18 protein-coding genes are annotated in these 22,179 nt (G+C 64.4%); 11 read left to right on the top strand and 7 right to left on the bottom strand.

Annotated elements, in window-relative coordinates:
• Nucleotides 1-213: 213 nt before the first annotated feature.
• Nucleotides 214-1,542 carry a hypothetical protein gene (locus KI241_RS11895; RefSeq protein WP_212803742.1) on the top strand — a complete coding sequence of 443 codons (1,329 nt, stop codon included), beginning with the start codon at nucleotides 214-216 and terminating at the stop codon, nucleotides 1,540-1,542.
• 38 nt (nucleotides 1,543-1,580) lie between these two features.
• Here KI241_RS11895 and KI241_RS27985 read toward each other — a convergent pair whose 3' ends face one another.
• Nucleotides 1,581-2,552, bottom strand: coding sequence for a methyl-accepting chemotaxis protein (locus KI241_RS27985; protein WP_053144772.1), 972 nt, complete (start codon nucleotides 2,550-2,552; stop codon nucleotides 1,581-1,583).
• A 205-nt stretch (nucleotides 2,553-2,757) separates the two neighbouring features.
• Between KI241_RS27985 and KI241_RS11885 the strand changes: the two genes are divergently transcribed.
• Entirely contained in the window at nucleotides 2,758-4,245 is a 1,488-nt protein-coding gene (locus KI241_RS11885) for an aldehyde dehydrogenase family protein (RefSeq protein ID WP_042728387.1), read from the top strand.
• Nucleotides 4,246-4,471: 226 nt separating this feature from the next.
• Here the strand turns inward: KI241_RS11885 and KI241_RS11880 are convergent, their stop codons facing one another.
• The 4 genes from KI241_RS11880 to KI241_RS11865 all read right to left on the bottom strand — a co-directional run bounded on the left by KI241_RS11880 (nucleotide 4,472) and on the right by KI241_RS11865 (nucleotide 9,197).
• Nucleotides 4,472-5,929, bottom strand: a complete 1,458-nt coding sequence (locus tag KI241_RS11880; RefSeq protein WP_080922011.1) for an amidase — start codon at nucleotides 5,927-5,929, stop codon at nucleotides 4,472-4,474.
• 16 nt (nucleotides 5,930-5,945) lie between these two features.
• A complete protein-coding gene (locus KI241_RS11875; protein WP_212803741.1) occupies nucleotides 5,946-7,196 on the bottom strand; it encodes an MFS transporter in 1,251 nt (416 codons plus the stop codon).
• A gap of 11 nt (nucleotides 7,197-7,207) precedes the next feature.
• On the bottom strand, nucleotides 7,208-8,140 hold the full coding sequence (locus tag KI241_RS11870; RefSeq protein WP_047738082.1) for a transporter: 933 nt from the start codon (nucleotides 8,138-8,140) through the stop codon (nucleotides 7,208-7,210).
• Between the two features lie 70 nt (nucleotides 8,141-8,210).
• Nucleotides 8,211-9,197 carry a helix-turn-helix domain-containing protein gene (locus KI241_RS11865; RefSeq protein ID WP_212803740.1) on the bottom strand — a complete coding sequence of 329 codons (987 nt, stop codon included), beginning with the start codon at nucleotides 9,195-9,197 and terminating at the stop codon, nucleotides 8,211-8,213.
• 179 nt (nucleotides 9,198-9,376) lie between these two features.
• Between KI241_RS11865 and KI241_RS11860 the strand changes: the two genes are divergently transcribed.
• Nucleotides 9,377-10,396, top strand: a complete 1,020-nt coding sequence (locus KI241_RS11860) for a helix-turn-helix domain-containing protein (protein WP_047738078.1) — start codon at nucleotides 9,377-9,379, stop codon at nucleotides 10,394-10,396.
• Nucleotides 10,397-10,712: 316 nt separating this feature from the next.
• A complete protein-coding gene (locus tag KI241_RS11855) occupies nucleotides 10,713-11,915 on the top strand; it encodes an NAD(P)/FAD-dependent oxidoreductase (RefSeq protein ID WP_047738076.1) in 1,203 nt (400 codons plus the stop codon).
• Between the two features lie 273 nt (nucleotides 11,916-12,188).
• On the opposite strand, the gene KI241_RS11850 is transcribed toward KI241_RS11855, so the two are convergent.
• Complete coding sequence (locus KI241_RS11850) at nucleotides 12,189-12,647, bottom strand: metallophosphoesterase family protein (RefSeq protein ID WP_212803739.1); 459 nt, start codon at nucleotides 12,645-12,647, stop codon at nucleotides 12,189-12,191.
• A gap of 92 nt (nucleotides 12,648-12,739) precedes the next feature.
• Between KI241_RS11850 and KI241_RS11845 the strand changes: the two genes are divergently transcribed.
• The 3 genes from KI241_RS11845 (at nucleotide 12,740) to KI241_RS11835 (ending at nucleotide 18,439) form a co-directional block, all read left to right on the top strand.
• Entirely contained in the window at nucleotides 12,740-14,308 is a 1,569-nt protein-coding gene (locus KI241_RS11845; RefSeq protein WP_047738044.1) for a sensor domain-containing diguanylate cyclase, read from the top strand.
• Between the two features lie 119 nt (nucleotides 14,309-14,427).
• Nucleotides 14,428-16,428, top strand: a complete 2,001-nt coding sequence (locus KI241_RS11840) for a U32 family peptidase (RefSeq protein WP_212803738.1) — start codon at nucleotides 14,428-14,430, stop codon at nucleotides 16,426-16,428.
• A 271-nt stretch (nucleotides 16,429-16,699) separates the two neighbouring features.
• On the top strand, nucleotides 16,700-18,439 hold the full coding sequence (locus tag KI241_RS11835) for a dipeptidase (protein ID WP_212803737.1): 1,740 nt from the start codon (nucleotides 16,700-16,702) through the stop codon (nucleotides 18,437-18,439).
• Nucleotides 18,440-18,502: 63 nt separating this feature from the next.
• On the opposite strand, the gene KI241_RS11830 is transcribed toward KI241_RS11835, so the two are convergent.
• The gene (locus tag KI241_RS11830) at nucleotides 18,503-18,730 is read right to left on the bottom strand and encodes a DUF3079 domain-containing protein (RefSeq protein WP_212803736.1); all 228 of its coding nucleotides are present in this window, start codon (nucleotides 18,728-18,730) and stop codon (nucleotides 18,503-18,505) included.
• Nucleotides 18,731-18,917: 187 nt separating this feature from the next.
• On the opposite strand from KI241_RS11830, the gene KI241_RS11825 reads away from it, so the two are divergent.
• The 4 genes from KI241_RS11825 to KI241_RS11810 are packed head-to-tail and all read left to right on the top strand — an operon-like array spanning nucleotide 18,918 to nucleotide 22,038.
• The gene (locus tag KI241_RS11825; RefSeq protein ID WP_212803735.1) at nucleotides 18,918-19,448 is read left to right on the top strand and encodes an iron transporter; all 531 of its coding nucleotides are present in this window, start codon (nucleotides 18,918-18,920) and stop codon (nucleotides 19,446-19,448) included.
• Between the two features lie 2 nt (nucleotides 19,449-19,450).
• A complete protein-coding gene (locus KI241_RS11820) occupies nucleotides 19,451-19,813 on the top strand; it encodes a cupredoxin domain-containing protein (RefSeq protein WP_042728376.1) in 363 nt (120 codons plus the stop codon).
• A gap of 21 nt (nucleotides 19,814-19,834) precedes the next feature.
• Complete coding sequence (locus KI241_RS11815; protein ID WP_042728375.1) at nucleotides 19,835-20,689, top strand: FTR1 family protein; 855 nt, start codon at nucleotides 19,835-19,837, stop codon at nucleotides 20,687-20,689.
• Nucleotides 20,677-22,038: a 4Fe-4S binding protein gene (locus KI241_RS11810; RefSeq protein ID WP_042728374.1), complete on the top strand. Its 1,362-nt coding sequence runs from the start codon at nucleotides 20,677-20,679 to the stop codon at nucleotides 22,036-22,038. The genes KI241_RS11815 and KI241_RS11810 overlap by 13 nt, the downstream gene beginning before the upstream one ends.
• Nucleotides 22,039-22,179: the final 141 nt, after the last annotated feature.

The raw sequence follows: 22,179 nt of genomic DNA, 5'->3' as shown, positions 1-22,179 counted from the left end.
GTCCCTGATCGAAACGGCGTTGCGTGCAGCTTCACTTTGCGCCGCCGCGCCACAGGCGTCTTGCCCATGTCTGCCGCCACTCTTGTTGCTGCCTGCCAGCGCCCGCGGCCTGGCGGGCTCGATCAATTCCCTGGCAGCCAGGTGAAAGACTTCCCCCCGCGCAGCTCCCCTTAATGCGCACTCTGCCGTCCTATTACACTGGGGAAAAACACCATGGAGCACACACGCCACACACCGCTACTGCGCAACGCCATCGGCCTGGGCATCGCCCTGCTGGTTGCCGACTCATCGGCCCAGGCCCTTGAGCTCTACGCCGACCAGGACACCACCGTCACCGGGAACTTCCTCGCGGTCTACGGAATGTTCAACAGCCGCAAGAACTACAATGGCACCGGTGGCGGCTCCAGCTGGCGCGAAGGCTTCATCAAGTATGGCCTGAGTATCGACCAGGCATTGGCCGGCATGGGCAGTGTCTACGGCACCGCTAACCTGGTCAGCTCCGGCACCTGGGGCGACGGTGACCCGGCCGGCCTGAGCGATGGCTCGGAGCGCACCACGAAATTCGATGAGGCCTTCGCCGGCTGGCGCTCGGGGGACCTGTTCCCGGTATTGGGCAAGGACGGCGTCGACCTCTCCTACGGTCGCCAGGTGATCACCCTCGGTGACGGCTTCATCATCAACGACGACGGTTTGAACCTGGGCAAGGGCCCGGCGGACGGCGACCTCAATCGCGGTGGAGCCTATTACCTGGCCGCCCGCCACGCCTTCGACAAGACCGCCGTGCTGCGCCTGGGAGCGAAGGACGGCGTGCATGGCAGCCTGATGTGGATCAAGTCCGACAACCGCGCCCAGGCCAACACCGAAATGGCCGCCGGCACCCTGGAATACACCACCGCGCCCGGCACCCTGGGCCTGACCTACATCCATGGCATCGACGTCGATGACCACTACGCCAGCGACTTCCAGAAACAGCGCGAAGGCATGAACATCTACAGCCTGCGGGGCAGCGGCAACGCCGGCATCGAAAACGCCCACTTCGCCTTCGAATACGCCTGGCAGGACAAGGACGCCGGCCCGGAAAAAGCCTGGTACACCGAGGCCGGCTACACCTTCGCCGACCTGCCCTGGACACCGGACCTGACCTATCGCTACAGCCGCTACTCACAGAACTGGGACTCGATGTTCAACGGCCTGAGCCGGGGCTACGGCACCTGGTTCCAGGGCGAGGTGGCCGGCAACTATTCCGGGCCGTTCAACAGCAACACGGCCATCCAGCACGTAGGCCTCAAGCTCAAGCCGACGGACACCGTGACCGTCGGCGCGCTGTTCTTCGACTACCAGACCCTGCACGACCGCCAGGCGTTGAACCTCGATGGGCGCGAGCTGGACCTGTATGTGGAATGGGCGCTGAACGAGCACCTGATCGTCACGCCGCTGGTGGGCCTGTACAAGCCGGAAAAGGACGACAGCAACGGTGGTAATCAGGTGGGCGGCAACGGCACCAACGTCTACAGCCAACTGGTGGTGGCGGTACCGTTCTGAGGCATCGGGAGCCGCCAGGACGGCGGTTCCCGACCCGCTTACTGTTTGTGCTGATGCAACATCGTCTGGATCTGGTGCGTCGCCTGGCGGGTACTCTCCGCCAGCTTGCGCACCTCGTCGGCCACCACGGAGAAACCGCGTCCGACCTCTCCTGCCCTGGCGGCTTCGATCGCGGCATTCAAGGCCAGCAGGTTGGTCTGGTCGGCAATGCCCTTGATCACCCCGACCACCGTGGCGATCTGGGCGTAGGTCACCTGGTTCTGCTCCAGCATGCGGTGGTGGGTGGATTGGGCCGAGCGCTCGTCGCTGATATCGCGCACCGCACCGATCACCCGGACCAAGCGTCCCTGGGCATCGCGCACCGCCCGTCCGCGTTCGCGGCACCAGATGTAGTCGCGGCTCTTGTGGCGCATGCGGTACTCGAAGACGTATTCGCCACTGCCCTGGGTGCCGAGGATCTCGCGGTCGAAAATCGCCATGATCTTCGGCAGGTCATCCGGGTGCGTGATGCCGACCTGGGCATCCCAGCCATCGGGTAGTTCGTCCGCCCCATAGCCCAGCAACGCGCGAAACTGGCTGGAAAAACGCATGCTGCTGGCCGGGTGCTGCAGGTCGCCGTTGACCACCGTGATGTCCCAGCAGCCCTCGGTCAGCGTCGATTGCAACAACGCCCAGATCTGCGCTTCCTGGTGATGTTGCTGCACTTGCTGACGGTATTCGTCCCGTTGGCGCTCCAACAACTGTTCGCGGCCTTGAGCCTGTTCCAGTTGTTGGCGCAACATCTCCCGTTCGCGCTCGCCCTGCTGCCACCGCGCGGCCTGCTCGGCCAGTTGGGCCTCGACCTGAAGGCAACGCTCGGCGCTACTCGCCATTTGCCGGGCGTGTTGGGCCAGGCCTGTCCGCAACGCTGGGTACGCGTCGAGCATCGGCGTGTCCTCGGTGTCGCCGGCCAGTGCTCGCTGCACCTGGGCGCTCAACGCCAGTTTGTGTCGGTTGGTCTGGAGAAACATCGCCCGCTCCTTTGCCATCGAGTCGAAACACTGATCTGACCGCAAACACGCGCCGCTGGCTTGTACCTGGCTGCTGAAGGCCTTGCTCCTGGCTGCCAGGGCCACGTCCTGGCAGGCACGCACATGCCGCGCGGCAGGCACAGTCAAGCCGGGCCGCCGCGCAGCGATTAACCTCGGGGCTTTCCCTTCGCGATAGGAAACACCCATGAGCGATATTGCCCTGCTGCCTCAGGTCGAAGCCTTTCTCGGCCGGCGTCACGCACTGTTCATCGATGGTCGCTACGTCGAAAGCCAAGGCAGCCAGACGCTGGACGTCATCAACCCGGCCACCGGCCACGTCATCGCCCAGGTCAGCGACGCCAGTACGGCCGATATCGATCACGCGGTGGAATCGTCTCGACGCGGCTTCAGGCAGTGGTCCCAGGCCGCACCGGCGGTTCGTGGCCAGGTGCTGCTCAAGCTCGCGGACCTGTTGGAACAGCACCGCGAAGAGTTGGCCCAGATCGAAACCTGCCAGTCGGGAAAAATCATCCACATTTCCCGCGCTTTCGAGGTCGACCAGGCGGCGCACTTCCTGCGTTATTACGCCGGCTGGGCCACCAAGATCGGCGGCGAGACGATCACCCCGTCACTGCCCTCCTTCGCCGGAGAACGCTACACCGCGTTCACCCTGCGCGAACCGGTCGGGGTGGTGGTGGGCATCGTGCCGTGGAACTTCTCCACCATGATCGCCATCTGGAAACTGGCGTCAGCCTTGGTGACCGGCTGCAGCATCATCATCAAGCCCAGCGAGTTCACGCCGCTGACCATCCTGCGCATTGCCGAACTGGCGATCGAGGCCGGCCTGCCGGCGGGCGCCCTGAACGTGGTCACCGGTGGCGGCCAGGTGGGCAAAGGGTTGATCGAGCACCCAGGCACCAACAAGGTTTCGTTCACCGGTTCGGTACCCACCGGCCTCGCCGTGGGCCAGGCAGCCATGGGCGCCGGACTGACCCGGTCGACCCTGGAACTGGGTGGGAAAAATGCCGCGGGCTTTCTGCGCGATGTCGATCAAGAGGTGGCGGTCAACGGCATCATCGAAGCCGGCTTCCTGCACTCGGGGCAAATCTGCGCGGCGGCGGAACGGTTCTTTGTCCATCGTTCACAGATCGAGCCGATCATGGAAAAACTCGCCCAGCGCCTGGCCCGACTCACCATCGGTTCGCCCCTGGACGAACGCACCGAGTTCGGCCCGGTCACCAACCACTCGCATCAGCGCAAGCTCGGCGAGTTCTTCGCCAAGGCCCGGGCGCAGAACAACACCATCGTCCATGGCGGCAAGCTGATCGAAGGACCGGGCTGCTACGTCGAGCCAACGATCATCCTCGCCAACCGCCGCGACGACGCCCTGCTCAACGAAGAAACCTTCGGCCCGATCGCGACGTTCTTCCCCTACGACACGGAAGAAGAACTGCTGGAACTGATGAACGACACGCCCTACGGCCTCAGCGCCAGCCTCTGGACCCAAGACCTGAGCAAAGCCCTGCGCATGGTCCCGGCCATCGAAGCCGGCACCGTGTGGGTCAACATGCACACCCTGCTCGACCCGGCCGTACCTTTTGGCGGCAGCAAGTCTTCAGGGATCGGCCGGGAATTCGGCAGCGCGTTCATCGATGACTACACCGAGTTGAAATCGGTAATGATCCGCTACTGAACCTTGCTCCGGTGGGCGGACACTCAGCGCCCACCGGGTCTAGAAAACACCCACCACCGCCTGTGGGAACGAGCTTGCTCGCGAAAGCGGTGAATCAGCTGGAAATAATCCAAAGCAGAAATCGCCTTCGCGAGCAGGCTCACTCCCACCTTCCGCGGGAGCGAGCCGCTCGCGAAAGCGGCCCTCTTGCAACAACCTGGATAGGCGGTGTCTCCACCGCCCATGCTCAACCCCGGCAGGCATTGACCGGCGGCACGCGGCCGCGCCAGGGTTGGGCGCGTTCCAGTTGCGCGGCCAGGGCCAGCAAGGTGCTTTCCTCGCCAAAGCGACCGGCAAAGTGCGCGCCTATCGGCAAGCCGTTGGCACTCCAGGACAACGGCACCGACATGGCCGGCTGGCCGCTGGCATTGAACAGCGCGGTAAACGGCGAGTAACTGTGATAGCGCTCGATCAGTTGCTCAAGGCTCATGCACACGTCCTGGAGGTCAAGCTCACCAATGGGCGCCGGCTCACGGGTCAGCACCGGGGTCAGGATCACATCGTAATCCTGCATGAACGTCGCCAACTGCCGCCCCAACGCATGAATCCATTCCACCGCCCCGGCGTACTGGGCACCGGTGACATGCCCCTTGTCCCGCAGGATGATCCGGGTGCGCACCTCCAACTCCTCCGCCTGCACCTGCGCGCCCCGCATCTCGCCCAGCAAGTCGACATAGTGCCGGGTACTGGCGCCAATGATGGTGAACACCTGGTTGAGAAACTCCGGCAACACCACCGGCAGGCTGACCGGCTCGACACGGTGCCCCAGGGATTCGCACAACCGCGCTGCCTCGTTCAAGGCCTGGAGGCTCTGGGACGATGTCGGCCAGGGCGCGAGTTGTTCGACCAGGGCAATGCGCAACGGTCGTGGGTCACATTGCACCGCCGTCACGTACGGCAGCGCCTGGACCGGCGCGGCATAGGGCGCGCCCAGGTCGATGCCGGCAGTGGCGTCCAACAGCGCGGCACTGTCACGTACCGACAAAGTGATCGCATGGGCGGTGCCCATCCCGGCCCAGCCCTCGCCGACCATCGGCCCCGACGGCAGCAAGCCACGGCTGGGCTTGAAACCGAACACACCACAGCAGGACGCCGGCACGCGCAATGAGCCACCGCCGTCGTTGCCATGGGCGAAGGGCACCACGCGGGCCGCCACCAGTGCCGCCGCGCCACCGCTGGAACCGCCCGCGCTGTGCCCGGTGCTCCACGGGTTGCGCGTAGCGCCGAAGCGCGTGGATTCAGTGGAGTAGGACGTGCCGAACTCCGGCGACGTGCTGGTGCCCATCACCTGGCAACCCGCGCGCCGTAGACGCGTCACTACTTCCGATTCGAAGTCCGCCCGAAAATCCCCCAGGGAGCGAGATCCGTTGGTCATCGCCGCACCGGCGACCGGGGAAAACAAGTCCTTGATCAAGGTCGGCACGCCGGCAAGCAGGCCCTGGCCAACCGCGGCCGTGCGGGCGACCTCCCGCGCCGACTCGTACAACCGCTCGGCCACGGCATTGATGTGCGGCTCGACTTGCTCCAGGCGCTCGATGGCGGTTTCCAGCAACTCGCCAGGACCTACCTCGCCGCGCCTGACCCACTCGGCCAGCGCCGTGCCGTCTTCACGGTCCATCAAATGGTGAATGTCTTGCATACCCATGTTCAGATTCCTTGTTTCATGACGATTGACGTGTACCGATGGAAGTCGACTGGCCCTGGCCGCGTGTGCGCAGGCCCACGGCCACCCAGAGCAGTGCCGCGATAAATCCGGCGAAGGCCAGCCATTGGATGGACTGGCGCAGGTCCCCGGCGAAGCTGCCCACGAAGGCCACCACCAGCGGGCTGACGAACTGGCCGATGTACAGGCAGGACGTGAAACCGCCCAAGCCTCGACCGCGGGTGGTGGCGGTCAATGCGTTCATCACCGGCGCCATCACGTTGGGCACCAACAGCCCCGAACCCAGGCCCTGGATGACCACCGCCACCAGCACGGCGTTGTAGCTCTGGGCACGCATCAGCAGCCACAGCCCCAGTCCGATCAGGCCCAGCAACAGCGCGTTGCAACCGGCAACCCCGAAGCGCCGGCGCAACAGCGGCCACATCAACGAGCCGCCCAGGGTCGCCAACAGGCTCAGCCCGGCGGCCATCCCGATCATCGTGCTGGAGGTGATGCCGAGGCTGACCAGCAGCATCGGTGCCTGGATCGGTACGACGAAGGTCAGGACCATGCCGCCCATGACCATCAGGTAGCCGACCACCAGTTGCAGCACCGCCACCTTGCTCGGGCCCGACTCGGCGAGCGGTTGCTCGACGCTGTGGCGCCGGGTTACCGGCGGCTCCCACAACACCTTCATCATCGCCGGCACCAGCAGCAGCGGCAGCAGGTACAACAGGAACGGCGAACGCCACGAGTGCTCGCCGAGCGCGCCCCCCACCACGAAAAACAGCGCCCCCACCAAGCCGATGGTCACCACCTGGCGATTGACGTAGCGCAGCCGCTCTTCGCCCTGCCAGTAGTCGGCGATCAGTGTGGCGCAGCACGTCATCACCGCCGCTTCGGTGCAGCCAAACAACAGCCTCGCGCCGACGATCGACGGCAGGCTGTCGAGCAGCGCCGGCAGTGCGCCAAGCACGGCGTAGAGCAAGGTGGCAATCACCAGCAAGGCCTTGCGCCCGACCCGGTCGGCCAGCCATCCGGCCAGAGGCGCGAACAAGGCAATCGCCAGGGCCGGACCGGTGACCGCCAACGGCACCAGCAGATCGGCACGGGGCTCCACGGGGCCGAACTCGGCGCCCAGCCGGGGCAGGATCGGCGCGACCATCACCGAGCCCATGATGGTCAGGCTGCTGCCGAGCATCAGCACCAGCCCTTCACGCCCACCGGCCTGACGCACCGGGGCCGTTGATACGGAATTTGATTGGTTCATGACGAGCCCCTTCAGAAACTCTGGGAAATACGCAACGCCGCGGTGTAGCCCTCGGCGCGGTTGCGCGCGTCAAGCTCCTTGTAGACGTGCAACCACACCGGCGGCATGCCGGGCTTGAAGTAGCTGACCGCCGGCCCGACGGCCATGACCCGGGCGCGGTTACCGGACTCCAGCCCCGGCGCATCGTCGTCGGTGAACTGGCGGTAGTAATACCCGCCCACGCCCACGGTCCAGGGCCCGACGTGCTGGCCCACGGCGAACTCATGCCGGTACTCGACGCCGTTCTTGTAGTCGGTGTCTTCGTTGCGGGTGTTGATGTCGGCTTCAAAACTGGAAGACACCTCGAAGCCGCTGTCGGAAATGTAAGTGGCGTTGAGGATTGGGGAGAATGTCCAGTGATTGAGCCCAGGGGAAATCAGGCGATCCTTGTCGTAATCGCCCGTGGGCGCCTGGACCTGGAACTGGGCATTGACGAACAGGTTCGGCGACAGCGTCCATTGCAGGATCACCGGCAACACCTGGATGTCGGCGAGACGAAACGGATCGGCTTCCAGATCCAGCGGACCGACCGGTGTCTGCACCCGCACCGAGGCGTCCATTTTGAAGAACGGCACCACGGTGCCGAAACCGTACTTGGCCCCCAGCACGGTGTAATCGGTCATGCGCATGTAGGCCAGGCCGATGGAGAGCACGTCCAGGGAGAAATTGTTGTCCAGTGCCTTGCCGTGGCGGTCCTTCTGCACGTTGGCCGAATAGAACGCCGTACGCAGGCCGACCGTCCCGTAGGGCGTGGCCGGGGGCATCATGCCCGCGCCAAAATCGTAGACTCCGACTGCCGTGGTCGGTGCACCGTTTTCTGTCGCCTGGACAGCGGCACACAGCCCCAACATTCCCAAGGTGAAGCACATGCAACGCAAGCGGTTGGTTTTCTTATTCTGACTCATTGAATGCCCCTTCCGACCAAGTGGTGGTGGGGTCATCCTAGGCAGCCGGCGCGCGGGCGGTTATCCGTTTTCAGCACAGATGCGTACGACGCAGGGTTTGCGACGGCGTCTCGCCGAAAAGGATCCGGTAGTCGCTGGAAAACCGGCTCAAATGCCAGAATCCCCAGCGCGCAGCCACTTCCTGGACACCATGGGCCTGATCGCCATTGCGCAACTCGCGACGCACGGCATTGAGGCGCAATGCCCGCAAATAGGCCACCGGGTTGATGCCCAGGGTTTCCTGGAAGCAGTACTGCAACTTGCGCCGGCTGGCGCCGATGTGGTTGCACAGGTCCAGGATCGACAACGGCTCGTCGACATGGGTCATGGCGTACTCCCGGGCACGGTCGACCATGCGCTTGCGCGCGGTGGGACTGAGAGGAGGCGCCGCCTGGTCCGGCGCCACCAGCTCCAGCACCTGCAACATCACGGTGTCGCGCAGGCCCCGGCGAATCGACTCGTACCCCAGCAGCGACTCGCGGCCCTGCTCGCCCCCTTCCAGCTCATCGAACAGCGCGGCGAGTTCGGCCGGCAACGTTGAGTCACCGAGGCGGTAACACTTGGGAAGATCGGTAATTCGAAAACGGCTGCCCTGGCGCTCCAGCACATGTTCGAGCGCCCGCTCGTCAACGGCGACACCGAGCAGGTCGAGGTGCTGGGGCGTGCGCAATTCCGGCAGATTGTGACCCCGGGCGACCAGCAGGCTGGGCTCGAGGATCGGGTGTCCGGAGCAAAAGACCGGGCCGTCCGCGCTCAACGGCACGCTGAAGGTAATGGCGCCGTCCCAGGCCATCCCGTGCTTGGTCATGGCCTGATTAGAGCGGTCGCGCACCAATTGCATCCAGTCCGAGCGGAACTCGATCAGCTCGCCTTCGAAGCGTCCGGGCGTCAACTGGTTGTAGCTGACCTGCCAGCCGCCCATGTTGCGGGCATGCTCGTCGATGTCTGCCGTGCGAAACCGATTGATCGGTGGCAACGGCACCGGCTGCGGTCGGTGCGCCATAGTGGGATTGCTCATTGACCTGACCCTTGGTGATTGCAGGACTTACCAGCCGAAGGCCACGCAAATTCTGTTCCGTCCAGGCAAACGATTGTGCAATTGTGCTGAAAACGGATAATCGACCAGGTCCGCATACCCGGCGCAGGGCGGCACTTGGATACCCCCGCCATCGACGATCACCCACCGCGAAAACCACCATGAACGAAATGATCCAGGACGTAGGCGTTGCTACCGAATCGATGTCCCGCCCGCGCACGCTGGTCTTCCTGGCCTACCCGCAGATGGGCCTGCTGGACCTGACCGGCGCCCAGACCGTGTTCTGGGCCGCCACCAAGGCCATGGCCGAGCGCGGATTGCCCGGCTATGCAATGCACACCGCAAGCCTGGCGGGCGGGCTGATGCGCACCGCCGAAGGGCTGGTCGTGGACACCTGTGCCCTGGACCGGCTGGACGGCGCCGGCATCGACACGCTGATCGTGCCCGGCGCGCCGGACATACGCCAGGCGATGATCGACTGCGTCGACCTGGTGGCGTGGCTGCGGGCTGCCTCGCTCAAGGCTCGGCGCACCGCCTCGGTGTGCAGCGGGACGTTCCTCATGGCCCAGGCCGGTCTGCTGGATGGACGCCGGGCCGCCACCCACTGGGCCATGTGCGACCTGCTCAGGAGCCGATTTCCGTTGGTCGAGGTGGACCTGGATGCGATCTTCGTCCAACAGGACGCCGTGTGGACCTCGGCGGGTGTCAGTGCCGGGATCGACATGGCCCTGGCGCTGGTCGAGGCCGATTGCGGTCGCGACGTGGCCCTTCAGGTGGCCCGGGAACTGGTGGTCTTTCTCAAGCGCCCCGGCGGCCAGGCACAGTTCAGCCAGATGTTGCAATTGCAGATGCAGGACAGCGCCGGATTCGATGAACTGCACGTCTGGATCGCCGAACATCTGGACGACACCCACCTGACCATCGACCGACTGGCCCAACAGGCCGGCATGAGCCCACGCAATTTCGCCCGGGTCTACAAGCGCCAGACCGGCCGCACCCCGGCCAAAGCCGTCGAACTGTTCCGCCTCGAAGCCGCCCGACGGCAACTGGAAGACTCCCCACGCAACATCGACCAGATCGCCCGCTCATGCGGTTTCGGCGACGAGGACCGCATGCGCAACACTTTCCAGCGCCATCTCGCGATTTCCCCACGGGACTATCGCAACCGCTTTTCCCGCTGATCCGCCAGAGCTGGGACGGCCTCAAGCAGGCCGGGTGGGCAGGCTTGGCCGGATTTCAGGGTTTTATGTCCTACCGGATGGAAATGCCGCGCTTCTAAGATACCCAGGCAATGCCCTGGGCTGAGCGGTCGGGCGAGTGGTGGCGTGCAGAATCGTCATCCTCGATTCCGAAACCCATTCCGACCGGATCCCCGCATTGCTGTACATCACCTTGCTGTTGATGCCAGCCAAGCTGTTTTCAATCACGCCTGGTCATCACTGTCACGCTGAAAACCTAAATAACTCGACGTATCGATCCAGTCTTCGGGAGCAACTCATGAAACAGCATATTCTGATTGTCGGCGCAGGCTTCGGCGGGGTCTGGAGCGCCTTGAGCGCGGCACGCCTGCTGGACCTGCACGATCGCAACGACGTGCAGATCACGGTCCTGGCGCCCCAGGCGGAACTGCGCATCCGCCCGCGGTTCTATGAGCCGGACGTGCACACCATGCTGGCCCCGCTGGGTGGCCTGTTCGACGCGGTGGGCGTGCACTTCGTGCAAGGGTTTGCCGACAGTGTCGATGACACGCTCAAGCAGGTGAGCTACCACGATGCGTCCGGCGCCCAGGGCACGCTGGCCTATGATCGCCTGGTGCTTGCGGCCGGCAGTCAGCTGATTCGCCCTGACCTGGCCGGGGTGGTCGAGCACGCCTTCGACGTCGACCAGATCGAACAGGCCACTCAACTGGAAGACCACATCAAGGCCCTCGCCAACCTGCCGGACAGCCCTGCCCGCAACACCGTCGTGGTCGCCGGCGGCGGGTTCACCGGGATCGAAACGGCCACCGAACTGCCCGCGCGCCTACGCGCCGTGCTCGGCGAGGACGCGCCCATCCGGGTCATCGTGGTGGACCGCGGCCCGCAGATTGCGGCCTCGATGGGCGACGGTATCCGTCCATCCATCATCGAAGCCTCGGCGCACTTGGGCATCGAGTGGATCCTCAACGCTTCGGTGGAGTCGGTGGACGCCGCCGGCGTGACCCTGTCGAACGGCCAGCGCATCGAATCGCGCACCGTGATCTGGACCGTGGGCTTTCGCGCCAGCCCACTGACCCAGCATATCGCTGGCACCCGAGATCCCCAGGGCCGCCTGCACGTCGACAGCCAGCTGAAAGTACTGGGGCAGGCCCATGTTTTCGCCGCCGGTGACGTGGCCTACGCCGCCACCGACACGCTGGGCAACCACGCGGTGATGTCCTGCCAGCACGCCATCGCCCTGGGCCGTTACGCCGGCCACAACGTCGCGGCCGACCTGCTCGGCGTCGCGCCGATGCCCTACAGCCAGCCCAAGTACGTGACCTGCCTGGACCTCGGCGCCTGGGGCGCGGTGTACACCGAAGGCTGGGATCGCCAGCTCAAGTTGGTCGGTCAGGAAGCCAAGGACCTCAAGACCCAGATCAACAGCGTCTGGATCTACCCGCCGGCCGCTGATCGCGCCGCTGCCCTGGCCGCGGCAGACCCGTCGATTCCAGTGGCGTAATCCGCCCTGCCAACACCGGCCAGCGCTCCTTTGTGCGCTGGTCTTCCCAGACGCCCGCCCACGTTGCTTTGGCGGGCGTTTTTTTGCTGAAGTCAAAGCGTTCGCAGCCCTGGGTTACCGGGCATGGATTTGCGCGAGCTTGGTCGCTTGCGGCAACAGGTTCCAGGCATCCTTGGCTGCACATGGGCGTGGACGGCGCATTGCCGGGCAAGCTCCCGCGCTTCGGCATAACCTGGATCCATGGGCCGCCATCAAGCCTCTGCCGATACCGCGCTATTCCAGCAGCGGAACAATCCGCGGCTCGATCCCGCTGGCGCAGACCTCCAGCAACGCCAATGTCACCGGCAGCTTGAAACGCCGTCGGCCGGCACTGCCGGGGTTCAGATACAGCCGTTCGCCGTGCCAGTCGATGCCCGGCTGGTGGGAGTGGCCGGTGATCACCAGCTTCACGCTCGGGTCGAGGGGCGTCGGCACATCGGCAATATCGTGAACCAACAGCCCCGCCCAAACCTCCAGATCCAATTGCAGGCAATCAGCCAGATGAGCGGCCCAATCGGCCGCCAGGTCGTTATTCCCCCGCACCACCTGCAACGGCGCAATGGCCGCCAGTTGGTCCAGAATGTGCGGGCTGCCGATGTCGCCGGCGTGGATGATCCGTTCGCAGCCCTGCAACGCGGCTATCGCCTCGGGGCGGAGCAGCCCATGGGTATCGGAGATGACGCCAACTTTCATCCTGGCTCCCTTACAACGATTATTGTTCCGAATTCGAATAAGATAGGCTTCCAATAATAAATGCGCAGCCCGTCGTAAAAAGGAAAATGTTGATGCTCGGACGCAAACGGCCAGAGCCAGAGGTAGACAACTCTGACGAAGCCTTCTCGCCCCAGGCTGCACGGGCTGGAGCCGCGCTGCGGCTCACCGTGAGTTTCATGCTGGTGGTGGTCGTGGCGTTCCTGGCCGTTGAAGGCTGGCGGACGTGGCGTGATTATCGCGCCGCCTTTGCCGCCGCCCACGACTCGGTGACGAACCTGGCACGGGCTACGGCGCAGCATGCCGAAGACACCATCCGACAAGTGGATGTGGTGACCGCCGCGCTGAGTGAGCGGGTCGAAGGTGACGGGCTGCAGAACATCGACATCCCGCGCATCCACAAGCTGCTGGTCCAGCAATCCGCCATCATGCCGCAGTTGCACGGGCTGTTCATCTACGGCCCCGATGGCCAATGGCTGGTGACGGACAAGGAAGTGATCCCGGAAATGCCGAACAACGCCGACCGGGACTACTTCCAGTACCACCGCACCCACGAAGACCGCAACGTGAGAATCGGCGAGGTGATCAGGAGCCGCTCCACCAACGACCTGATCATCCCCATCTCCCGACGCCTGAACAACCCCGACGGCTCCTTCGCCGGCGTGCTGCTGGGCACCGTCAAGGTCAGCTACTTCGTCGACTACTACGGCGATTTCAAGATCGACGACAAGGGCGCGCTCGTCCTGGCCACACGCAGCGGGACCATCCTGGTACGCCGGCCCTTCTTCGCCTCGGTGGTCGGCAAGAGCCTGGTCAACAGTGTGATCTTCAAGAACTTCCTGCCCACCTCGAACCAGGGCGTGGCCGAGGCCAGGGCCGTGATCGATGACACCGAGCGGCTATACGGCTACCGGGCCCTGACCACCTATCCGCTGGTGGTGGAGGCCGGCCTGTCCCGGGAGTCGATCATCGCGCCGTGGCGTCGCGACCTGTTCAAGACCGGCCTCGTGCTGATTTTCCTGATCGCGATACTCGTCGGCTTCGGGCTCATCGTGCTGAGCCAGTTGCGCTATCGGATGAGCATGGAGAAGCAGATCCGCAGCGCTCACCAGACCATGCGCGACATGGCGCTGACCGACAGCCTGACCGGCCTGGGCAACCGCCGGCGCCTGGACAGCGCCCTGGCCGAGGCGCTTCGCCTGGCCAAGCGCCAGGGCTCGTCGTTGGCGATGATCATGCTCGATGTCGACTACTTCAAGCGTTTCAACGACAAGTACGGCCACGCCGCCGGGGACGATTGCCTGCGTGCGATTGCCGTGGCGGTCCAGAAAACCATCAAGCGCCCGGGGGACCTGGCCGTGCGGTACGGTGGCGAAGAGTTGACCGTCCTGTTGCCCAACACCGACAACGCCGGGGCGGCCCAGGTCGCCCAGGCCATCCTGGAGGGCATCCGGGCGCTGGGCATCGAACACGGCGACCATCCACTGGGGCTGGTCACCGCCAGCGCGGGTGTGGCCACCTGCCAGCCAGCCATCGAGGACGTCACGCCGGCGATGCTGATCAAGGCCGCCGACGCCTTCCTGTACCTGGCCAAGAACACCGGCCGCAACCGCTGGTGCAGTGCGGCCACGGTACCCGCCTGATCGCCCGCGCCGCGCCGTGCATCGGTCCGCGCGCGGCAATCCGAAGTCCGCAGGTGCCGGCAAGGCGCCTGGCGGCTACAATGCTCGCTTCGACCGTGACCAGCCTGACTATAAAACCCATGTCCTTGCCCAAACATCATCTGGAATTGCTCAGCCCCGCCCGCGACGTGACCATCGCCCGCGAGGCCATCCTGCATGGCGCCGACGCCGTGTACATCGGTGGCCCGAGCTTCGGCGCCCGACACAACGCCTGCAACGAAGTGAGCGATATCGCCCGGCTGGTGGAGTTCGCCCATCGCTACCACGCCCGGGTGTTCACCACGATCAACACCATCTTGCACGACAACGAGCTGGAGCCGGCCCGCCAGTTGATCCACCAACTGTACGACGCCGGTGTCGATGCGCTGATCGTCCAGGACCTGGGGGTGATGGAGCTGGACATCCCGCCGATCGAGCTGCACGCCAGCACCCAGACCGACATTCGTACCCTGGCACGGGCGAAGTTCCTCGACCAGGCCGGTTTCTCGCAGCTGGTGTTGGCCCGTGAGCTGAACTTGCAGGAAATCCGCGCCATCGCCGACGAGACCGACGCGGCCATCGAATTTTTCATCCACGGCGCCCTGTGCGTGGCCTTTTCCGGCCAGTGCAACATTTCTCACGCCCAGAACGGTCGCAGCGCCAACCGCGGCGACTGCTCCCAGGCCTGCCGCCTGCCCTACACCCTCAAGGATGACCAGGGCCGGGTGGTCGCCTACGAAAAACACCTGCTGTCGATGAAGGACAACAACCAGAGCGCCAACATTCGCGCGCTGGTGGAAGCCGGCGTGCGCTCGTTCAAGATCGAAGGGCGCTACAAGGATGCCGGCTATGTGAAAAACATCACCGCCTACTATCGCCAGCGCCTGGACGACGTCCTCGAAGACCGCCCCGACCTGGCCCGCGCCTCCAGCGGCCGCACCGCGCACTTCTTCGTGCCCGACCCGGAAAAGACCTTCCACCGGGGCAGCACCGACTATTTCGTCAGCGAGCGCAAGATCGACATCGGCGCCTTCGACTCGCCGACCTTCACCGGCGTGCCGGTGGGCGTGGTGGAAAAAGTCGGCAAGCGCGACATGCAGGTCGTGACCTTCGACCCACTGTCCAACGGCGATGGTCTCAACGTGCTGGTCAAGCGTGAAGTCGTGGGCTTTCGGGCCAACATCGCCGAGCCCAAGGGTGAGTTCGAAGAGGACGGCCAGAAGCGCTACCGCTACCGTGTCGAGCCCAACGAAATGCCAGCGGGCCTGTATCAACTGCGCCCCAACCATCCGTTGAGCCGTAACCTGGACCACAACTGGCAGCAAGCGCTGCTCAAGACCTCCTCCGAGCGCCGGATCGGCCTGGCCTGGGTCGCCCGCCTGCGCGAAGAGGGCCTAGAGCTGACCGCCACCAGCGAGGAAGGCATCAGCACCCAGGTGGCCCTGGACGGACCGTTCGGCGTGGCCAACAAGCCGGAGCAGGCCCTGGAGCAACTGCACGACCTGCTTGGCCAGTTGGGAACCACCGACTACCACGCCACGTCGATCAAGCTGGACGCGCCCCAAGCGTTCTTCATTCCCAACTCGCAGCTCAAGGCATTGCGCCGTGAAGCCATCGAGGCGTTGACCGCTGCCCGCGTCGCGGCTCACCCCCGTGGCGGCCGCAAGGCCGAGACCAACCCACCGCCGGTGTACCCGGAATCGCACCTGTCGTTCCTGGCCAACGTCTATAACCAGAAGGCCCGCGACTTCTATCACCGCCACGGCGTCAAACTGATCGACGCGGCCTTCGAGGCTCACGAAGAAACCGGTGAAGTGCCGGTGATGATCACCAAGCACTGCCTGCGCTTCTCGTTCAACCTGTGCCCCAAGCAAGCCAAGGGCGTCACCGGCGTGCGCACCAAGGTGGCTCCGATGCAACTGATCCACGGGGATGAAGTGCTGACCTTGAAGTTCGACTGCAAGCCCTGCGAAATGCACGTGGTGGGCAAGATCAAGGGCCACATCCTTGACCTGCCATTGCCAGGCAGCACCGCAGAGCCAGTGGTCGGCTACATCAGCCCTGAGGATTTGCTCAAGACCATTCCTCGCGCCCCGCATTAAGTAATGCCGCAATGGCCTGTGGGAGCGGGCTTGCTCGCGAAAGCGGTGTCTCTGTCACACAGATGTCGAATGTGCCGCCGCCTTCGCGGGTAAGCCCGCTCCCACATGGGCTGCCTACCCTTGTTTTTCATTTCTGCGCCGTTTTTGCCTGAGTGTGCGACAAATCCCACCTCATAGACTCCCCGCCCGCTGACCTGCAGTGTTACGTTGCGTAGTTGTTTCGCCAATGAAACATCTTCCTTCAACTCCCTGCAAAGGAATGCCCCCAGCAATGGACTTTTCGTTCAAGCACCTGGCCGTGACCACCCTGATGCTGTCCAGCCTCGCCGCGATCACCACCCCTGCCTTCGCCAATATCACTGCGCAACAGAGCGCTGCCATCGTCAAGACCTTCTCCGACAGCTCGGTCACCGACTTCCGTCAATTCCTGGCAACCGTCGGCAAGAGCGACGCGGCAAAAACCGCCGGCCTCGCCCCGGCCATCGACGGCTTCCTCGGCAACAAAACCCTGACAGCCGAACAACAGAACGAAATCCATCGCCTGCTGGGTATCTACGCGCGGGTGAAATATGGCGCCGCGGCCACCGAAACCCTGAAAGAGCTGGTGGCGATCCCGACCTACCGCAAGGAAGGCGTGGCCCAGCACGAGAACCCCGAGTTCCTCAAGATCGCCGAGAAGATCAAAAGCCTTGCCCAGTCCTTCAACCTGAACTTTCGCAACGTCGACAATCGCGTCTACGAGATTTCCCTCGAAGGCAGCGGCGACGAGGTCGTGGGCATCCACGCCCATGCTGACGTCGTGCCGGTGACGCCGGAAAACTGGGTGTTGAAAGATGGCACCCGGCTCGATCCGTTCAAGGTGACCCTGGTGGGCGACCGCATGTACGGTCGCGGCACCGAAGACGACAAGAACGGCATCGTGGTGGCGCTGTATGCGATGAAAGTCATCAAGGAAGAAAACCTGCCGCTGGCGCGCCATTTCAAGCTGCTGGTGGACACCACCGAGGAAACCACCGGCGACGCAATTCCTTATTACTTCGAGCACAACCCAACGCCCAACTACAACCTGGCGCTGGATGGCGGCTACCCCGTGGTGATTGCCGAGAAAGGCTACGGCACCGTCATGGCAAACTTCGCCCGACGCGAGGCTCAGGGCAAGGGCGCGCAGATCACCGCATTGACCGGCGGCCTGGCGACCAACCAGATCCCGTCGACGTCGGTGGCCACCTTCGTCACCGACCAACCCGCCGAATTGGCAGCCAGCCTGCTCAAGGCCGGCACCGAGTACGCCAAGGGCAATGGTGGCAACTTCGAGGTGACCAGCCAGGTCGTCGGCAAGGATGTCCAGTTGACCTTCACCGGCGTTTCCGCGCATTCCTCCGAGCCCGAATCAGGCGTCAACCCGGTCGCGCGGATGCTGGGCTTCATCAACAGCCTAGACGGCAAGGTCGCGCTCAAGCACAACCACATCACCGATGCGGCCCGCTACGCCGCCGACAACTGGGGCCTGGACTACCTGGGCAAGCAACTGGGCATCGGTTTCTCCGACGCGTTCATGGGCCCGCTGACGGCGTCGCTGACCTATGTCGGGATGGACGACAAGACCTTCAAGCTGGCGGTCAACCTGCGGGTGCCGGTGGGCAAATCCACCGAGGCGCTCAAGAGCGAGATCGCCGGCAAGCTGACCGACTGGAGCAAGCGGACCCATGTCGCGGTGGCCTTCGACTATTCCATCGACGAGCCGATGTACCGCAACCCTGAAGGCGAATGGGTCAAGGCGTTGCTGGCGGTGGCCAGTGAAAACCTTGGCATGGAACACAAGTACGGCACGTCCGCCGGCGCCACCTCGGTCCATGACCTGCCCAACGGCGTGCAATTCGGGCTGGCGATGCCGGACGTCAAGTACACCGGTCACAACGACAACGAGTTCAAGACGGTCGAGCAATTCCTGCTGGATTTGCAGATCGTGACCGAGATGATGGGCCGGGTTGGCCAGCTGCCGAAGCTATAACCGGAAGTCAGGCCTGCGGGCCTTGTGGCGAGGGGATTTATCCCCTCGCCACAAGGGGCCAGCTCATTTCTCCGGGTGCTTTGCAAACTCATCCACGGTTTTGTCGGTGATGTCAGTCAGTTCCACCCCCCAATCCCCATGCAGGTACCAATCCTCGCCGATCATCTCGGCCGGGTGCATGGTGCGGTCGGCGCCGTTGCCACAGGCCAGGGCCGTTGCCGCGCAGTAACGGTCGCAGCCCCAGCAGATGCGCTCCGGGTGCTTGGGACTGAGGGGAAAGGGCTTGGCCATGGGGACCCCGCGGACAGATGGGTGTACCTGCACCCTAGCGCCTCGGGCCCGGACCGACCTTGATTTCGATCAATAAGCGCCCGGGCATCCGCTTCGCACAATCACGCTGAAAATTGACAATAATCATTATTATTCGCAGCAAAGCTTCCTAGACTCGCTCATCTCTTACGCCGTCCAGGAAGTCACTATGCGTACCCTCGCCCCGCTGTCCCTCGCCTTGCTGTTTCTCGCACCGTTGGCCCAGGCCAAGGAATACCCCATCGGCGAACCGCAACTGTGTCCGGGGCTGGAAGTCGGTGCGGTCTACCTGCAACCGATTGAAATGGCCCCCGCCGGGATGATGCGCGCGACCGTCGATTCCGACGTCCACCTGGAGGCCGACATCCGCGCCACGGCGGACAATCACCAAGGCTTCCAGGAAGGCAGTTTCGTGCCCTACCTCAACGTATCGTTCCAGTTGAAGAAACAAGGCAACGACACCGAACTCAAGGGTGATTTCCATGCCATGGTCGCCAATGACGGGCCGCACTATGGCGACAACGTCAAGCTGCTCGGCCCCGGCAAGTACCAGCTGACTTTCACCGTCCTGCCGCCGGGCGGCCATGGGTCCCTCGGCCGCCACACCGACAAGGAAACCGGTGTCGCCCCGTGGTTCGAGCGCTGTGAATTGCACTACGAATTCGTCTACGCCGGGATCGGTAAAAAAGGCGGGTACTGAAGATGGATCGTCCATGCCGCGGACGGCTACTCACCCGCCGTCGACATTTGGCCGGGTGGCTGCTGGCGGGCCTGATGCTGCCGTCGATCGCCCATGCCGAGTTGCCCACCTACGAGCTGAGCATGCGTGACGGCCATTTCACCCCGCCAGTGCTGCAAGTGCCGGCCGGACAGCGCTTCAAGATCGTGTTGAAGAACGTGGGCCAGGGCCCGGCGGAATTCGAGAGCACGCCGCTGCGGGTGGAAAAAGTGCTGTCGCCGGGCGTCACTACCTTCGTGGTGATCCATCCCCTGCGGCCGGGGCACTATCCGTTTTTCGACGAGTTCAATCCGCAACTGCCCGAGGGCGGGATTCTCGCCCAGTAGTCGCCCGCAGGAGACACGTGCATGACTCAATCGATGTTTATTGTCTGGCGCGAAAGCGTCGAGGCGTTGCTGGTGATCGGCATTCTCCAGGCCTGGGTCAGCCAGCAACGCCAGGCCAGGTCGTTACTGCGCTACGTGTGGGGCGGCGCCGGGCTGGGCCTGCTGCTGTCCGGTGTGCTGGCCGGGCTGATCATGCTGGCGGGCGAAGCCATGAGCGGCGCGGCCAACGAATGGTTCCAGGCGGCCCTGGCGTTGCTCGCCAGCGGGCTGATCGTGCAGATGGTCGGTTGGATGCATCGCCATGGGCCGATGCTCAAGCGTGACCTCACGCGCCACGCCGACCAACGCCTGGGGCGCCAGGGTGGGCTGGGGTTGCTGATGCTGGCGTTGCTGGCGGTCAGCCGCGAGGGCAGCGAAACGGTGGTGTTCCTGTATGGCGCCGGCGCCCGCCTGCAAGGGCCGTCGCTGGGCCTGTTCGCCGTTGGCGCAGTGGCGGGCCTGGCGCTGGCGCTGCTGACCGTCTCGTTGTTGCACGGCAGCCGCCGGTTCATTTCATGGCCGAGGTTCTTTGCCATCAGCGAAGCGATTCTGTTGCTGCTGGGCGCGGCGCTGCTGGTCAGCGGCATCGAGCGCGTGGGCGGGCAATTGCTCGCAATGGACTGGCCCGAGGCGGTGTATCGCGGCATTGGCGACGCGCTCTGGGACAGCAGTGCGCTGCTGGACGACGGGCACGGCCTGGGTGGCTTCCTCGCTGATTTTACCGGCTACCGGGCCAGCCCCAGCGCGCTGACCTTGTTGGCGTGGCTGGGTTACTGGGGCCTCGTCGCCGGTTGGTTGCGGCCACGCAAAGCGGACGGCCTTCCATGCCCGACGTAAACCCCTGGCTCCAGCGCCTCGGCGACGGCATGCGGCGCCATGGGGCAACGATTCGCGCAGTGCAATGGGCAGTGGTGCTGTTCTACGCGGTGTTGCTGGTGGTGCCCGCCTTCTCGCCCTTGCCCGGCAGCCAGGCGCGCCTGTTCGATAACCTCACGCTGGTGGCGCAGTTCCTGTTCTGGGGGCTGTGGTGGCCGTTTGTGTTGTTGTCGATCGTGCTGTTCGGCCGGCTCTGGTGCGGCGTGCTGTGCCCCGAGGGAGCCTTGAGCGAATGGGCCAGTCAGTACGGCAAGGGCCTGGGCACGCCACGGGCGTTGCGCTGGGCCGGCTGGCCGACCCTGGCGTTCTGCCTGACCACGGTCTACGGGCAACTGATCAGCGTCTATGATTACGCCCAGGCGGCGCTGTTGATTCTCGGCGGCTCGACCGTCGCGGCGGTGATCGTCGGGCTGCTGTTTGCCCGAAGCAAGCGCGTGTGGTGCCGCTATCTGTGCCCGGTCAGTGGCGTCTTCGCCCTGCTCGCGCGCCTGGCACCGCTGCATTTCCAGGTGAACGAGCAACGCTGGCTGGAGAACCCAGCGCCGCGCCGTCCGCCGCCCAATTGCGCACCACTGCTGGACATCCGCCGCCTGCGCGGCGCCGCCGATTGCCATGCCTGTGGGCGTTGCAGCGGCCAACGCGACGCGGTGCGCCTGATTGCCCGCTCCAGCAACGAGGAAATCCTCCACTCAACGGCCGACACGCTCTCGCCATGGGAACCACGCCTGTTGTTGTTCGGCGTCATCGGCCTGGCGATGGGCGCCTTCCAGTGGACCGTCAGTCCCTGGTTCATAGCCCTCAAGCAACACTTGGCCGAATGGCTGGTCAGCCATGATCTGACCTGGCCACTGCGGGACAACGCGCCCTGGTGGCTGCTGACCCACTACCCTCAACTCAACGACAGCTTCAGTTGGCTCGACGGCTTCTGCATCGTCGCGTACCTGGGCATGAGTGCGCTGGTGATCGGCACGTCGCTGACGCTGTTGATGCGCCTGGCCGCGTGGTTCTCGGGGGATTCCGCACAATATTGGCCCCTGGCCATCACCCTGACGCCTCTCGGTGGTGCAGGCCTGTTCCTCGGTCTGTCGGCCACCACGGTGAAGCTGCTGCGCTATGAAGGGCTGTTGCTCGAATGGGTGCAGCCGGCGCGGGCCGCGCTTTTACTGGCGGCGATCGCCTGGAGCCTGTGGCTGGGTTGCAAACGCCTGGAATCGACGCCCTCACCTCGACGATGGCCCGCCATGACCTGCCTGGCATTGGCCAGCGGGTTGGTGGGCTATGGCTGGTGGTTGCAGTTTTGGGGGTGGTGATACAAACCCTGTGGGAGCGGGCTTGCTCGCGAATGCAGTGTGTCAGTGGTGCATAGGCAACTGAGAGACCGCTTTCGCGGGCAAGCCCGCTCCCACAGGGTGTCCGCAGTGTGTCGGTGATGCATAGGTCACTGAAAGCAT

This window comes from Pseudomonas sp. Cab53, assembly GCF_018325965.1.
Lineage (GTDB): Bacteria > Pseudomonadota > Gammaproteobacteria > Pseudomonadales > Pseudomonadaceae > Aquipseudomonas > Aquipseudomonas chlororaphis_E.
This window is presented reverse-complemented; position numbering and strand designations above follow the sequence as displayed.

What these genes read in the sequence shown, in the direction of transcription:
- KI241_RS27985 (WP_053144772.1), bottom strand. Translation starts at nt 2,552, where the DNA reads ATGTTTCTCCAGACCAACCGACACAAACTGGCGTTGAGCGCCCAGGTG.
- KI241_RS11870 (WP_047738082.1), bottom strand. Translation starts at nt 8,140, where the DNA reads ATGAGTCAGAATAAGAAAACCAACCGCTTGCGTTGCATGTGCTTCACC.
- KI241_RS11880 (WP_080922011.1), bottom strand. Translation starts at nt 5,929, where the DNA reads ATGGGTATGCAAGACATTCACCATTTGATGGACCGTGAAGACGGCACG.
- KI241_RS11850 (WP_212803739.1), bottom strand. Translation starts at nt 12,647, where the DNA reads ATGAAAGTTGGCGTCATCTCCGATACCCATGGGCTGCTCCGCCCCGAG.
- KI241_RS11885 (WP_042728387.1), top strand. Translation starts at nt 2,758, where the DNA reads ATGAGCGATATTGCCCTGCTGCCTCAGGTCGAAGCCTTTCTCGGCCGG.
- KI241_RS11845 (WP_047738044.1), top strand. Translation starts at nt 12,740, where the DNA reads ATGCTCGGACGCAAACGGCCAGAGCCAGAGGTAGACAACTCTGACGAA.
- KI241_RS11875 (WP_212803741.1), bottom strand. Translation starts at nt 7,196, where the DNA reads ATGAACCAATCAAATTCCGTATCAACGGCCCCGGTGCGTCAGGCCGGT.
- KI241_RS11860 (WP_047738078.1), top strand. Translation starts at nt 9,377, where the DNA reads ATGAACGAAATGATCCAGGACGTAGGCGTTGCTACCGAATCGATGTCC.
- KI241_RS11820 (WP_042728376.1), top strand. Translation starts at nt 19,451, where the DNA reads ATGGATCGTCCATGCCGCGGACGGCTACTCACCCGCCGTCGACATTTG.
- KI241_RS11825 (WP_212803735.1), top strand. Translation starts at nt 18,918, where the DNA reads ATGCGTACCCTCGCCCCGCTGTCCCTCGCCTTGCTGTTTCTCGCACCG.
- KI241_RS11895 (WP_212803742.1), top strand. Translation starts at nt 214, where the DNA reads ATGGAGCACACACGCCACACACCGCTACTGCGCAACGCCATCGGCCTG.
- KI241_RS11855 (WP_047738076.1), top strand. Translation starts at nt 10,713, where the DNA reads ATGAAACAGCATATTCTGATTGTCGGCGCAGGCTTCGGCGGGGTCTGG.
- KI241_RS11815 (WP_042728375.1), top strand. Translation starts at nt 19,835, where the DNA reads ATGACTCAATCGATGTTTATTGTCTGGCGCGAAAGCGTCGAGGCGTTG.
- KI241_RS11835 (WP_212803737.1), top strand. Translation starts at nt 16,700, where the DNA reads ATGGACTTTTCGTTCAAGCACCTGGCCGTGACCACCCTGATGCTGTCC.
- KI241_RS11810 (WP_042728374.1), top strand. Translation starts at nt 20,677, where the DNA reads ATGCCCGACGTAAACCCCTGGCTCCAGCGCCTCGGCGACGGCATGCGG.
- KI241_RS11830 (WP_212803736.1), bottom strand. Translation starts at nt 18,730, where the DNA reads ATGGCCAAGCCCTTTCCCCTCAGTCCCAAGCACCCGGAGCGCATCTGC.
- KI241_RS11840 (WP_212803738.1), top strand. Translation starts at nt 14,428, where the DNA reads ATGTCCTTGCCCAAACATCATCTGGAATTGCTCAGCCCCGCCCGCGAC.
- KI241_RS11865 (WP_212803740.1), bottom strand. Translation starts at nt 9,197, where the DNA reads ATGAGCAATCCCACTATGGCGCACCGACCGCAGCCGGTGCCGTTGCCA.